The organism is Paraburkholderia sp. (assembly GCF_035656215.1).
Classification (GTDB): Bacteria; Pseudomonadota; Gammaproteobacteria; order Burkholderiales; family Burkholderiaceae; genus Paraburkholderia.
Map to the genome: position 1 here is coordinate 1 of NZ_DASRSY010000266.1, position 13744 is coordinate 13744.

Below are 13744 nucleotides of genomic sequence, written 5' to 3' on the forward strand. Positions count from 1 at the left end.
ATTCGGTGACCAAGGCGTCCGCTCAAAAGCGGAGAGTAAACGCGAAATGCCGACAGTTTACAAGCGCTGCTCTATGTCATTGAAAGTAAACGAGCTTTCTCGCTGTCGTGGCGCGACAGCGACGTTGTGTATAACGACATGCCTTAACAGTCGTTATCATACAAGCACATAGTTAGACATTTGTGATAGTTCCGCCCATCGTTCCTTGCGGGGGTCGGCAGCGTGCATTTGTCAATGCACCTCTCACGCACCTCCCGACAACGCTTTGTCGCAGGGCGACCATAACTGCACTTAACGAAACCCGAATCGGCGTCATCATTGTTTTGGAAAAGTTGGGCATATAGCATCGCGCGCTTCGACTGACCGCTCTGTTCGGGTATCAGAACTGGAAACGGCACCTGCTCCTGCGCCGCTATTTGCAGCTCAGGCACGTCACCTCGAACAGGTTGACCTGTCTGGGTGATGGTAAGCCCGCGATAAAACAGTTTCCATGCCAGTTTGGCCTTCGTGAAAACATAACACTCCGTGCACACCGGTGTGATTGTCGCTGGAGCGTCCGCCTTTAAAAGGCTACGCGAGCCAGAGAGATTGGCGGGGGGCCCGACAGGATCAGCGCCGGTCTCGTAGTTACTAATCCACTGATCAATCTCTTCACTGGATATCGCTTGTGCGGTACCGCCGTTCTTCGCCACCGTGCCTGTCCGACTCGCCACACGACCATCAGGCGTATAGCTGTAATCCACAGTCAGGAAACGCTTCAGACCCGCCGTCGGTGCGGCTGCATCTTCGTTGTACGTGAACCGGCTGACGCGTCCGCGTTTGTCATACGCGAAGCGTGCTTCACGGTAATTCCCGGTAGCTCTTGTTACACGGTTCGACGCGTCGCGCTCCTGCGTCCCGAACAGCCAACCCGAAACAATGTCCTGAGCCGTGTTTATGTTGCCCGTGGAGTCAGAAAAGTAATACCAGTCTTCGGTTTTTACGCCATTGACATATACCGTTGCTTGCGCCAATCGGTTGTTAGCGTCATAGCGTGCGCCGACTGCAACTTGTTCCCTGCGGCAACTGCATCGAAGCCGCTTGCGCCCGTTGCGTCGGATGTGTCGAACTCGCTGTATCCGGTAACGTTGCCGTTGGCGTCATACACGAACGCACGCATCTTGCCAGGGGTTGCGACAAGTGACGGATGCAGGCTTGCCGAATCGGCATAACGCACCGACGTTATCACCGTGCCACTAGAACTACTCACCGCAGCGCGAACCGGTCGGCCCGAAGCATCGTACGAATATGCCGCACTTCCGTCCGGCGCATTTTTTTGCAGCAGGTTCCCGCTCGTATCCAACGTCCGGCTCTCGGTGCCATCGGTTGTACTGCCACCGGTCACGCGCAACATGCCGGCGACTGACGCAAAGTTAACCGTGCCCGAACCATCCGCCCAGGACATCGTCGTTGAACCGTTGCCATAGGTGAACTGGACGTTCTGCGTCGTATCCGGGTGCGTTGCTGAGATAGCGCGCCCTCTCACATCGTATGTCCACGTTGCGATCCGTGAACCGGATTCGTCAATCACACCGGTTAGTGCGTTTTTGAAGCGCGAGTCGTCGTAGATGTAACGGCGCACGTAACCATCGGGCCATGTGACAGATACGAGGTTACTGCTTCCGTCATAACCGTATTGCGTAAGGCCGCCGCTTGGGTCCGTCATGCGGTAGATCCGGCCTAACGTATCGTACTCAAGCTTGATCGACAACAACTCATACTTCGGAGCTGCACCTTCCGCACGCTGGTTGATGGCCGTGAGCCGCCCCGCGCCGTCATAGGAAAGCGTTCGGGTGAAACCGGTGCGTGTTGTTTCGGACAGCAGGACGCCTTGTGCCGAATACGACTCAACGGTGTCTGTCGTTAGGTCCGTCAAAACCCATCCGGATCTGTTCTGAGCGAGAGCGAGCCCACTGAAGCTGGAGGTTTTCCACTGTCCGTTGGTAAGTAGGAAAGTGAGTGGTTGGCCGTTTGCGCCGAAGAACTCGTGGCCCGGAATCACCGGCGCTTTGACCCAGGGGCTCGGGCCGCCCCAAAACATCTTCGCGCCCGAATGACACTTGCAGTCGCTCGCGCAGATGCCGCACGCGGCGATGCGAATCACCAGTTCATGCGCACGCGCCTTGGGTTTCGACACCTGTTCGACGCGATAGTCTTTCGGTGCGTGGCAGACGATCGCCGTCATGTCCTGCCGATCGGATTGAGTGGATTCAGTGGACTGAGTCATTGCATGGTCCTGCTTAAAAAGAGGAAGTCAGTGGAGAGTTACTTTCTGCGGTCGCGGCTGATGTAAATCGCCAGCAAAATAATTCCGCCCTTGATCACGTTCTGCACATACGGATTCACACCGACCATATTCAGTCCGTTGTTCAATACGCCCAGAAGCAACGCGCCAATCAAGGTGCCGATAATCGAGCCGCGTCCGCCGGAGATCGAGGTGCCGCCCATCACCACGGCGGCGATGGCGTCGAGTTCGAAGCCAACACCTGCGTTCGGCTGGCTGCTCATCAAGCGTGCGGTCAACACAATGGCGGCGAACGCGGAGGTCAAACCGGCAAGTACGGGTTGTTCAGTTCCTGAAACGTCATGCCGATCTTCAGCGGCGCGGCTTGTGCAGCCGGCGCCGTGATGAACGACAGGCCGAACGCGAGCGTCGCGAGAGCTGCCGTGCTGCGCGCGAAGGTCTTCAACTATGCCTGCTTTGAAGTGGATTGCGTCATGGTTGTCTCCGTTATTAAAACTGTTCGATGAGATGAGATGAGCACGTCCCTCACGCTGTCCAGGGACAGCGCGATAGGCGTTGAAACGCGGGTGAAGTGAAACGCTTCGGCTTAAAGCTTGATGAGGACTACGTCGGTGGATAAGCAGCGGCAGCGGTGCGTGGCAAACCTGGCGCAAGCACGATCGCGGGTGCATCGTCGATGCCCGCGCCGCGCGCGGCCGCTTCTTCGGAGGCGTCGCGGCTCGCGTCGTTCAGTTGCTGATAGCGGCGAAATTTCGAAGGCGCCATGCCCTTCACCGCGAGGAACTGCCGGTTGAAATTCGACAGGTTGTTAAAGCCCGCCTTGAAGCAGATATCGGTGACACTCAGTTCTTCGTCCGTGAGCAACTGGCATGCGAGGTTGATGCGCATGCGGTTCACGTACTGCACGAACGGCAGTCCCGTATGGCGGCGGAAATAGCGCGAGAACGCACTGACGCTTTGCCCGGCGAGTTGCGCCAGATCCGATTCGCGCAGATCGTTGGACAGGTTCTTGCCGATATACGACAGCGCGTGATTGATGCGAGTCGACGCAAACCCTGTCGGGTCCGCCTGATAGGCGGGACTCGCAAGCGTCTCGCGATCCCCGGCATCCATCAGGATGTCGAGCATCGACATGAACAACACGAGTCGACGCAGTCCGCGCGCGGCCAGCAATTCGAGGAACAGCGGCTGGATCGCCGCACTCGTCTGCGCGCCGAACAACACGCCGCAGCGCGAGTCTGCGAGCAGCGCCTCGACCTGGCGCCACTCCGGGAAGCTGCCCATGCAACTCGACACGAATTCCTGCCCAAACTGAACGACCAGATTGCGCTGCGCAATCGTCTCGCCTTCCGGCACGTCGCTGACCCAGTTATGCGGCAGGTTCGGCCCCATCAACACGAGGTTGCCAGGCACAAAGCTACTGATATGGTCGCCGACGAACATCTTGCCGGTCGTCGCCACGATCAGATGGATTTCGTATTCCGGATGAAAGTGCCAACGCACCGTGCGATACGGATAGCCGTGCGACCACACTTTGAACGATTCGTCGCGCCGTAAGGCAACGAGTTCCAGATCGGGTTGCATCGCGTCTCCCTCCATGAAGCGGCGTGTTGCGGGTGCCGCTGAGCTTCATCTTGTATAGCGAAAAGTAGTCCTCAAAAGCCTTGTCCACCACTAGAAATGAACCCGCGGACCGATACTTTTTTGCATTCGGGTGAGTCCTGGCGCGGGGAAAGTCAAATTTGATGCAATGCAATACGCACCGCGAGACGCGTCCCATAACGCGCGGACGGCTCGCCAGTCGCGCCGAAAGTCCCGCCACGCCGCGCCGCGCCACGAAAAGCCGCTTACGTCGCCTTGACATTCGTTTCGCCGGGTACGATCATTCGCTCACAGACAGAGCAAATGCTCTACCCTCGAGAAAAAACGCACGCTCCAAGCCGTGCGATCGAAACATTCAGGAGACGCACATGAACAGCGGGCAAGGCAGCGGCGCGGCCGCACACGTGATCCTGCACATCGGCGCGGGATCGTTTCATCGCGCGCATCAGGCCTGGTATCTCCATCGGTTGACCGAGGCGAAAGTGGCGGGTGAGCCGCACTGGACGCTGACGGTCGGCAATATCCGCAGCGACATGAATGCGGTGCTCGAAGCGCTCGCCGCGCAAAACGGCGTCTATACGCTCGAGACCGTCACGCCGCAAGGCGAGCGCGCATACGAGACGATTCGTTCGATCGAGCGCGTGGTGCCGTGGACCGAGAGTCTCGATGCGCTGATCGAAGCGGGCGCCGATCCGGCCTGCAAGATCATTGCGTTTACCGTCACCGAAGGCGGCTACTATCTCGACGAGCAGGACGAACTCGACACCGAAAACGCCGATCTCGCGATTGACCTGAAAGGCGGCCACACCACGATTTACGGCGCGCTCGCGGCGATTCTCGACGCGCGCATGAAGCGCGGCGCCGGCCCGGTCACGCTCCAGACTTGCGATAACCTGCGCAGCAACGGCGAGCGTTTTCATGCGGGCATGAGCGAGTTTCTCGAACGGCGTGGCGCGGACGAACTGGCGCAATGGTTCGACGACAACACCGCGTGCCCAAGTTCGATGGTCGACCGCATCACGCCACGCCCCACACCCGACGTGCGCGAACGCGTGAAAGCCGCCACCGGCGTCGACGATGCCTGCCCGGTGATGGGCGAAGCCTTCATCCAATGGGTGATCGAAGACCGCTTTATCGCGGGACGCCCCGCGTGGGAAAAGGTCGGCGCGGAACTGGTCGACTCGGTGCTGCCTTACGAGGAAGCGAAGATCCGCATTCTCAACGCACCGCATAGCTGCATTGCGTGGGCGGGCACGCTGGTCGGACTGAACTACATTCACGAAGGCACGCTCGATCCGGACATCAACAAATTCGCCTTTGACTACGTGACCGAAGACGTGATTCCGTGCCTCACGCCGAGCCCGCTCGATCTCGAACGCTATCGCGACGTGGTGCTCGAACGCTTCGGCAATCCTTATATCCAGGACACCAACCAGCGCGTTGCGGCCGACGGCTTTTCAAAGCTGCCGGGCTTTATCGCGCCGACGCTCGCCGAATGCTTCGAGCGCGGCGTCACACCGGCGGCGACCGCGATGTTGCCGGCACTGTTCTTCCGGTTCCTCGAACGCTGGAACGCCGGAGCGCTCCCGTATGCGTATCAGGATGGCGTGATGGACGAGCGCGTCGCCCGGGGTTTCTTTAGCGCGCCCGATCCGTTGCAGGCGTTCGCCGCAGACCAGCTGCTATGGGGCAGCATGGCACAGACACCGGAGTTGGAATCGGCGTTGGCGGGCGCATTGGCGCGCGTCGACGTGTGGCTGGCCAAACGCGGCGCGGCTTGACCCGCAGACCCGTGCGACGGCGCCCAGCGTCGCCGCAATGTGGCGCGCGTACACCGGCGGCAACGGACATCGTGTCACTCAGCGCCGCGCACCGCGCAGCATCGAACCACGCCGGTGCCAGGCTTAATGCGCATGGCACCGCTTGGCCCTTGCGGCTAAAGTAGCGCATCCCTAACGACGAAGGTTTCGCGCCCATGTATCTCGGCATCGACCTCGGCACGTCCGAAGTGAAAGTCCTGCTGCTTGCGTCCGATGGACGCGTGATCGGCACCGCAGGCTCACCCTTTACCGTTTCGCGCCCGCATCAGCGCTGGGCCGAACAGAATCCCGAAGACTGGTGGGCCGGCACGCGCACGGCGCTGGCCGCGTTGCGCGCCAGACATCCCGACGAGTTCGCGCAGATTCGCGGTATCGGCCTCTCTGGGCAGATGCACGGCGCCGTGCTGCTGGATGCGCAGGACCGCGTATTGCGCCCCGCGATCCTGTGGAACGACATGCGCAGCGACAAGGAATGCGCGGAGCTGACCGAGCGCGCGCCGGAGTTGCACACCGTGGCCGGCAATCTCGCGATGCCTGGTTTCACCGCGCCGAAGCTGCTGTGGGTTGCGCGTCACGAACCGGACATCTTCGCGCAGACCGCCTGTGTGCTGCTGCCGAAGGACTACCTGCGCCTGCAACTGACCGGCGGCAAGGTATCCGATCCGTCGGATGCAGCCGGCACGCTGTGGCTCGACGTCGCCAAACGCGACTGGTCCGATTCGCTGCTGGCCGCCTGCAACATGACTCGCGCGCAGATGCCCGGCTTGTGCGAAGGCAGCGAGCCGTCTGGCACCCTGCTTCCCGAGGTGGCGCGCGAGTTCGGTTTGAGCGACGGCGTGATCGTCGCGGCCGGCGGTGGCGACAACGCTACGAGTGCGATCGGCATCGGCGCGACGCAACCGGGCGACGGCTTCGTCTCACTCGGAACCTCAGGCGTGTTGTGCGTGGTCGGCGACAGTTTCCGGCCGAACCCTGCTTCCGCGGTGCACGCGTTCTGTCACGCGATTCCGGATCGCTGGCATCAGATGAGCGTGGTGCTGTCGGCGGCAAGTTGCTTGCGCTGGGTCTGCAAACTCACCTCCACCGACGAACCGACCCTGCTCGCCGAAATCGAGGCGCTGCCACCAGATGCGTTGACCACCGCCCCGCTCTTTCTGCCCTATCTGTCCGGTGAACGCACGCCGCACAACGATCCGTACGCGCAAGGCGTGTTCTTCGGCATGAATCACGCGACCGATCGCGCGTTGCTCGGCTACGCGGTGCTCGAAGGCGTGACGCTCGCACTCACCGACGGCCTCGACGCATTGCGCGCAGCCGGCACCGAAGCGAAGGCGCTGTCTCTGCTCGGCGGCGGCGCGCGCAGCGACTACTGGGCACAACTCCTCGCCGATGCGCTCGACACCGCCACCCGCAAGCACGGCGGCGGCGAAACCGGTGCGGCGCTCGGCGCGGCACGCCTCGGCTGGCTGGCCGCAGGCGGCGACCCGGCCAAGGTGCTGACCAAGCCACCGATCGAAAAGGAGTTCACGCCGAACCCGCAACGACACGCCGAACTACGCAACCGGCTCGAAGCGTATCGCGCGCTCTACCGCCACGTGCGGCCGCTGTTCGACCCCGCGCGGCAACCGCTCGCCTGACCGGCAAGCCGCAGCCGGTTCCCGCTGAGAGGCGGAGACCGGCTGCTATCATCGGCGCACTTCAAGCGAACCGTCACCGTGCCCAAGTCCACAGAAAAATTAGATCTTGCTACCCGCGCCGCGTGGCTTTACTACGTCGCCGGCAATACCCAGAACGAGATCGCCGAGAAACTGCAGGTGTCACGCCCGGTCGCGCAGCGCCTGGTCGCCTTCGCTGTCGAGAAGAATCTGATTCGCGTGCGCGTCGATCACAAACTGGCCGACTGTCTTTCGCTCGCCGATCAACTCTCGAAGCGCTACGGCCTGAGCATGTGCGAAGTCGTACCGATCGACAGCGATACGTCGGAGGAGGTCGACCGCAAACTGGCCGTGGCCGGCGCGCAGGTCATGGAACGCTATCTCAGCGAAGAAAAGCCGATGGTGGTCGCCGTGAGCAGCGGCCGTACGCTGAAGGCCGCGGTCGATCAGATCGCCCAGCTGGAGCGTCCGCAGCATCGGTTGGTATCGATGGTCGGGGCGATCGCCCAGGACGGCTCCTCGAACCGCTACGACGTCGCGCTGCACATTTCCGAGAAGACCGGTGGCAAGTATTTTCTGCTGCCCGCGCCGTTGCTCGCCGATAGCGAGGCCGAGCGCGCGCAGTGGTGCAATCACCGGCTTTACCGCATCGTCGAATCGCTGTCGGCCAAGGCGGATGTCGCGTTCGTCGGCATCGGCAATATCGGGCCGCACTGTCCGTTGCACGAAGACGGCTTTATCACGTCCGCGGAAGTGACAGAGTTGGTACAGAACGGTGCGGTGGCCGAAATGCTCGGCCTGCCGATCGATTCAGCCGGCGCGCACGTCGAATCGCCGACTGGCCGGCGTGTCACCAGCATCGCGCTCGACGCCCCGCCGCCGCGGCCCACCATCGGGTTTGCCGGTGGCGCGCGCAAGCGCGAAGCGCTGATCGCGGTGCTCAAAGGCGGCTGGCTGTCGGGACTGGTGACCGACGAGCTGTGTGCACGGGCGGCGCTCGAAGCCTGAGCGCGGCGAAGGATGGCGGCTTAATGGCTGTGTATGACTGTGTATGGCTAACGGCAGCGCATCGCCGCCTTACAACACCGGCAAGCCTTCCGTGATGATGATGCGATAGTCTGCGCCCCGTCGGCGCGTCTCGCTGACCGCCTGATATGCCGGACTGCGGAACCACGCAAGCGCTTCGTCATAGCCCGTGAATTCGAGAATCAGGATATCTTCGATCGCCGGGCCTTCCACCACTTCCCTGCGTCCGTGACTGGCCAGCATCATCACCGGATGCTGCTCGAAGATGGCCGGCGCATCCTGTTTGTATTCCTCGAGTTTGGCGGGGTCGAGTGTTTTCTCGCGCGTAATGACGACGTAGGCGGGCATGAGCGTTTCCTGGTGCGGGAATGTGACTGAGCGGAAAGCGGCGCGCCCGCCGCTTTCCTAATCAATTACTCACGCGGCCAGCACTTCGACGATCTTACGCTGGAATGCTTTCCCTTCGCTGTCGAATAAATGACAGTGATCCGGCGTGGCGCCGAGCCTTTGCGTCTCGCCCTTCGCATGCCGTTCGAGCGGTGGAATCCGCGCGATCAGGCCATCCGGCGAAACGCTCGATTCTGCATACAAATACGCTGCGTCGCCGAGCGATTCGAGCGCCATAGTGCGCGCCGAGATGCCGTCGTCTGTCGTACCCACATGCAGATGCTCCGGACGAATGCCGACGGTGACCTTGTCGCCCTGCTTCACCGTGCCCGGCTCCACCGCGACACGTTGTGTCTCGCCGGTTTCGTAGCGCACCGTGACGCCGTCGTGCGTCACCGATTGCACGACGCCTTCCATGAAGTTCATCTTCGGTGAACCAATAAAACCGGCGACGAAACGATTGGCCGGCGCGTGATACAGCATGGTCGGGCTGCCGACCTGCTCCACATTGCCCGCCGACAGCACGACGATCTTGTCGGCCAGCGTCATGGCTTCGACCTGATCGTGCGTCACGTAGATCATCGTGGTCTTCAACTCGTCATGCAAGCGTGCGAATTCGAGGCGCATCTTCACGCGTAGCGCGGCGTCGAGATTCGACAACGGTTCGTCGAACAGGAACACCTTCGGCTTGCGCGTAATCGCGCGGCCGATTGCAACACGCTGGCGCTGACCGCCTGAGAGCTGTTTCGGCTTGCGATCGAGCAGATGGTCGATATGCAGAATCTTCGCTGCGTTGCGCACGGCGGCGTCGATCTCCGGCTTCCTGGTGCCGGCGAGTTTCAGGCCGAACGCCATGTTGTCGTACAGCGTCATGTGCGGATACAGCGCGTACGACTGAAACACCATCGCAATGCCGCGCTTGGCGGGCGGCACGTCGTTCACCCGCGTGCCGTCGATGGTGAGATCGCCGCCGCTGATGTCCTCGAGGCCGGCGATCATCCGCATCAGCGTCGATTTACCGCAACCGCTCGGGCCTACGAATACGACGAATTCGCCGTCCAGGATGTCGAGGTTGATGTCGCGCATCACTTCGTTGTCGTCGTAGGCTTTTCTGATGTTGCGCAGAGTTACGCTTGCCATGATGTGTCTCCGTGTATTGCTGTGCGTTACTAACGGTGCTAACGGTGCTTCAGCTGCGTCGGTTGCTCAGGTTAGATCCGTTGCTTCCATGTCTTCAACAGCTGCGTTGGTTCGCTTCTCTATGTGCGATTCAGAACCTGCTCATTCGTTGTTCATCTGCTTTGACCTGCCGCGCTTAGGGCGCCGCGGCCGTCGCGCTCAGCGTCCATTGCGCGACCAGTTCCGGCAACTGCAGCATGTCGTCGAAAACGTGACGCGCGCCTGCTGCATGCAATGCATCGATCTGGGCATCGCTCGCATGACCGCCGCCGATAAAGCCCAGCACTGTCATGCCCGCCGCGGTCGCCGCCGTCACGCCCGTCACGCTGTCTTCCACCACGAGGCAGGCGGACGGCGCGAGGCCGACACCAAGCGCTGCAGCGAGATAGACATCGGGTGCGGGCTTCGGATTCGGCACCGCATCGGCGCAAAAGAGCCGATCGCCGAAGAACTTCACGAGGCCCGTGCGCGCCAGCACGTTCTCCACATACGGCCGGAAACTGTTGCTCGCGCATGCTTTGGTGAGCGGCACCTGCGCGAGCGCAGCCTCGATTCCAACGACTGCCGGCGCCTGCATCGCCGCCGCTTCCACCGCTTGACGGATCGCCTCGATATCCGCGACGCTGAGGCTCCTGCCGAGTTGCGCCGCCGTGCCTTGCAACACCTTCTCGATGCGCAAGCCGAGCAGCGGCAGCACCACTGGTTCAACATCGGTATCCGGCCAGCGCGCTTCGAGTTCGTGCACCAGCATGCGCGCCGCCACGGCTTCGCTGTCGATCAGCACACCGTCGCAATCGCAGATCAGCGCGAAGCTACTTACAGCCGTGCCTGCCGTCATTTGACCGCCCCGAACGTAAGGCCGCGCACCAGTTGCTTCTGCGACAGCCAGCCGACGATCAGGATCGGTGCGACCGCAAGCAGCGATGCAGCGGAGAGCTTCGCCCAGAACAGACCTTCAGGACTCGAATACGAAGCGATGAACACCGTCAGCGGCGCAGCGTTCGAACTCGACAGGTTGATGCTCCAGAACGCTTCGTTCCACGACAGGATCACTAGCAGCAGCGAGGTGGAGGCGAGTCCCGGCAACGACATCGGCATCAGCAGGTAGACGATTTCCTGCCACGTCGCTGCGCCGTCGATCCGTCCTGCTTCGAGAATGTCGCGCGGAATTTCGGCGAAGTACGTGAACGACATCCACACGGCAATCGGCAGATTGATCAGCGTGTAGACAATCACCAGACCCGACACCGTATCGAGCAAGCCGGTGTTTTTCCACAACAGATAGATCGGCACCAGCACGCCGACCGACGGCATCATCTTGGTCGACAGCATCCACAGCAGCACCTTCTGCGTGCGGCGCGTCGGAAAGAACGCCATCGCGTAGGCGGCCGGCACGGCGAGAATCAGGCACAGCACCGTGACGCCGACCGAAATCAGCACCGAATTCAACGCGAACGAAAAGTAATTGCTGCGCGCGAATACCTCGCGAAAACTATCGAGCGTCGGGACGAAAAACAGCGACGACGAATACGCCTGCTGCTCCGTCTTGAACGCGGTGATCGTCATCCAGAAGATCGGAAAGAACAGCAGGAGCGCGACCAGCCATGCAATGACGCCGGGAATACCGCGGCGAATCGCAGCGAACGGCGACTTGGCCGGCACAGTCATGGGCGCCGTGGACGCCGGTGTAGAGGCAACGTGGCTCATTTTTCGTACTCCCCTTTCAGGTTCTTCGCGAGCATCCGCACAAGGAAGAACGACACGATGTTAGCCAGCACGACAGCCAGAATGCCGCCTGCCGAAGCGAGACCGACGTCGAACTGTTGCAGGCCCAGCGAATAGATCAGGTACGACAGATTGGTGGTCGCGGTGCCCGGACCGCCGCCTGTGGTCGTATAGATTTCGGCGAAGATCGACAGCAGGAAAATCGTCTCCATCATCACCACCACTGCAATCGCCCGTTTCAGGTGAGGCAGCGTAATGTAGAAGAACATCGAGAACGGACCCGCACCGTCGATGCGCGCCGCTTCCTTCTGTTCCTGATCGAGCGACTGGATCGCGGTGAACAGAATCAGGAACGCGAACGGCAACCACTGCCACGCGACGATCATGATCACCGCCGTCAGCGGATAGTCGGCGAACCAGTCGATCGGCTGCATGCCGACTGCGCGCATGCCCTGTGCGATCAGGCCATACACCGGATGCAGGATCATGTTCTTCCAGATCAGCGCGCTGACCGTCGGCATCACGAAGAACGGCGCGATCGCCAGCAGCCGCGCGATGCCCTGACCGTAGAACTTACGATCGAACAGGATCGCCATCAGCACGCCGCCGACCACCGTGATCACCAGTACCGAGATGATCAGTTCGAGCGTGTGCCCGATCGACGGTCCGAACGACGGATCGGTGGCGAGATATTTGTAGTTGTCGAATCCTGCGAAGCCTTTGAGATCCGGATTCAGCAGGTTGTAGCGCGAGAACGAAAACCAGATCGTCATCGCCAGCGGAATCGCCATCCACAGTACGAGTACCGCAACCGAGGGCGATACCAGCCAGCGGGCGGAATTGGCTTTGCGGACTTCGCGTTCTTTTTCTGTCTGGGGTTGGGCATGCATGAGAGGTAGGCGCAGAGGACGCATGATTGACCACCTGTTCGGTAATGCGCGGGCTGTCCGACGAAGACACCGCCTTAGCCGTATCACTCACCGCGACGCCTGTGATGCCGCGGCGCGTAATTGGCAAATGAGCGGCAAATGAGCGGCAAATGAGTGACGAGGACGGCCCGCTGTGCTGCGTGAGCCGGCTGACGGGCGTCAGCCGGCGCGGTTCACGTTACGTTACAGTGCCTGCAGGTCGGCTTATTTCTGATAACCGGCCTGTTGCACGGCGCGGTTCGCCGTTGCCTGCCCGGCGGCCAGTGCCTGATCGACCGTCATCTGACCGGCAACCGCGCCGGAGATGCTCTGACCGACCACGGTGCCGAACGACTGGAATTCAGGGATGCCAACGAACTGCACACCGGTGTACGGCACCGGCTTGAGCGTCGGGTGATCCGGATCCGCCGTTTCGATTGCCTTCAGCACGAAGTCGCCGAACGGTGCAGCCTGCTTGTACTCAGGGCGCGCGTAGGTCGAATGTCGTGTTCCCGGCGGCACCGAAGCCCAGCCCTCATCCTTCGCAACCAGTTCGATGTACTGCTTCGACGTGGCCCACGCGATGAACTTCTTCGCCGCGTCAGCCTGCTTCGACGACTTCGGAATGGCCAGTGCCCACGCCCACAGCCAATGCGAACCCTTCGGCGTGACGGCGATCGGCGCCGCCGCAAAGCCCACCTTGTCGGCGATCTGCGACTGCTGCTTGTTGTAGAGCATGCCGGCGGCCACCGTTGCGTCGATCCACATTGCGCACTTGCCCGAAGACATTAGCGTGAGGTTTTCGTTGAAGCCGTTCGAGCTCGCTCCCGGAGGGCCGTCTTTCTTCAATAGATCGACGTAGAACGTGATGGCCTTCTTCCATTCCGGCGAGGTCAGTTGCGCTTGCCACTTTTCGTCGAACCAGCGGCCGCCGAAGGTGTTCACCACCGTCGTCGCGTACGCCATGTTTTCGCCCCAGCCGGCCTTGCCGCGCAGGCAGATGCCGTACATGCCGTTAGCTTTGTCCGTGAGCTTGTCGGCGAATTGCGCGATCTGGTCGTAGGTCGGCTGATCGGGCATCTTCAGGCCCTTGGCCGCGAACAGATCCTTGCGGTAATACGTCATGGAGCTTTCGACGTAGAACGGCAGCGCGTACAA

Annotated in this window: 11 protein-coding genes and 3 pseudogenes; 3 read left to right on the forward strand and 11 right to left on the reverse strand. The window is 61.3% G+C overall.

From position 1 onward, the window contains the following. Window positions 1-143 precede the first annotated feature (143 nt). The 5 genes and pseudogenes from VFE81_RS14870 to VFE81_RS14890 all read right to left on the reverse strand — a co-directional run bounded on the left by VFE81_RS14870 (window position 144) and on the right by VFE81_RS14890 (window position 3868). Window positions 144-1013 (reverse strand): hypothetical protein, encoded by an 870-nt coding sequence (locus tag VFE81_RS14870; RefSeq protein ID WP_325045325.1) that lies wholly within the window; start codon window positions 1011-1013, stop codon window positions 144-146. A 1001-nt stretch (window positions 1014-2014) separates the two neighbouring features. Continuing rightward, window positions 2015-2266: pseudogene (locus VFE81_RS28980) on the reverse strand (alcohol dehydrogenase catalytic domain-containing protein); the annotation flags it as partial. 38 nt (window positions 2267-2304) lie between these two features. Continuing rightward, window positions 2305-2598 (reverse strand): annotated as a pseudogene (locus tag VFE81_RS14880) (ABC transporter permease); the annotation flags it as partial. Further along, window positions 2598-2774 (reverse strand): annotated as a pseudogene (locus VFE81_RS14885) (LacI family transcriptional regulator); the annotation flags it as partial. The pseudogenes VFE81_RS14885 and VFE81_RS14880, both read right to left, overlap by 1 nt. 113 nt (window positions 2775-2887) lie before the next feature. Next, a complete protein-coding gene (locus VFE81_RS14890; RefSeq protein ID WP_325045326.1) occupies window positions 2888-3868 on the reverse strand; it encodes an AraC family transcriptional regulator in 981 nt (326 codons plus the stop codon). Window positions 3869-4254: 386 nt separating this feature from the next. Between VFE81_RS14890 and dalD the strand changes: the two genes are divergently transcribed. From dalD to VFE81_RS14905, 3 genes are all read left to right on the forward strand, one after another. Further along, window positions 4255-5667: a D-arabinitol 4-dehydrogenase gene (dalD, locus tag VFE81_RS14895; protein WP_325045327.1), complete on the forward strand. Its 1413-nt coding sequence runs from the start codon at window positions 4255-4257 to the stop codon at window positions 5665-5667. A 194-nt stretch (window positions 5668-5861) separates the two neighbouring features. Continuing rightward, window positions 5862-7343: a xylulokinase gene (xylB, locus tag VFE81_RS14900; protein ID WP_325045328.1), complete on the forward strand. Its 1482-nt coding sequence runs from the start codon at window positions 5862-5864 to the stop codon at window positions 7341-7343. A 78-nt stretch (window positions 7344-7421) separates the two neighbouring features. Further along, window positions 7422-8369, forward strand: a complete 948-nt coding sequence (locus VFE81_RS14905; protein WP_325045329.1) for a sugar-binding transcriptional regulator — start codon at window positions 7422-7424, stop codon at window positions 8367-8369. A 69-nt stretch (window positions 8370-8438) separates the two neighbouring features. Here the strand turns inward: VFE81_RS14905 and VFE81_RS14910 are convergent, their stop codons facing one another. The 6 genes from VFE81_RS14910 to VFE81_RS14935 all read right to left on the reverse strand — a co-directional run. Then, window positions 8439-8735 carry a DUF1330 domain-containing protein gene (locus VFE81_RS14910; RefSeq protein ID WP_325045330.1) on the reverse strand — a complete coding sequence of 99 codons (297 nt, stop codon included), beginning with the start codon at window positions 8733-8735 and terminating at the stop codon, window positions 8439-8441. A gap of 69 nt (window positions 8736-8804) precedes the next feature. Continuing rightward, window positions 8805-9914 carry a sn-glycerol-3-phosphate ABC transporter ATP-binding protein UgpC gene (locus VFE81_RS14915; protein ID WP_325045331.1) on the reverse strand — a complete coding sequence of 370 codons (1110 nt, stop codon included), beginning with the start codon at window positions 9912-9914 and terminating at the stop codon, window positions 8805-8807. A gap of 175 nt (window positions 9915-10089) precedes the next feature. Further along, window positions 10090-10791, reverse strand: coding sequence for an HAD family phosphatase (locus VFE81_RS14920; RefSeq protein ID WP_325045332.1), 702 nt, complete (start codon window positions 10789-10791; stop codon window positions 10090-10092). Beyond that, the gene (locus VFE81_RS14925; protein WP_325045335.1) at window positions 10788-11621 is read right to left on the reverse strand and encodes a carbohydrate ABC transporter permease; all 834 of its coding nucleotides are present in this window, start codon (window positions 11619-11621) and stop codon (window positions 10788-10790) included. The genes VFE81_RS14920 and VFE81_RS14925 overlap by 4 nt, the downstream gene beginning before the upstream one ends. Window positions 11622-11656: 35 nt before the next feature. After that, on the reverse strand, window positions 11657-12592 hold the full coding sequence (locus tag VFE81_RS14930; RefSeq protein WP_325045333.1) for a sugar ABC transporter permease: 936 nt from the start codon (window positions 12590-12592) through the stop codon (window positions 11657-11659). Window positions 12593-12811: 219 nt separating this feature from the next. Next, window positions 12812-13744: sugar ABC transporter substrate-binding protein (locus tag VFE81_RS14935; protein WP_325045334.1), on the reverse strand; the 933-nt coding region annotated here is incomplete at its 5' end.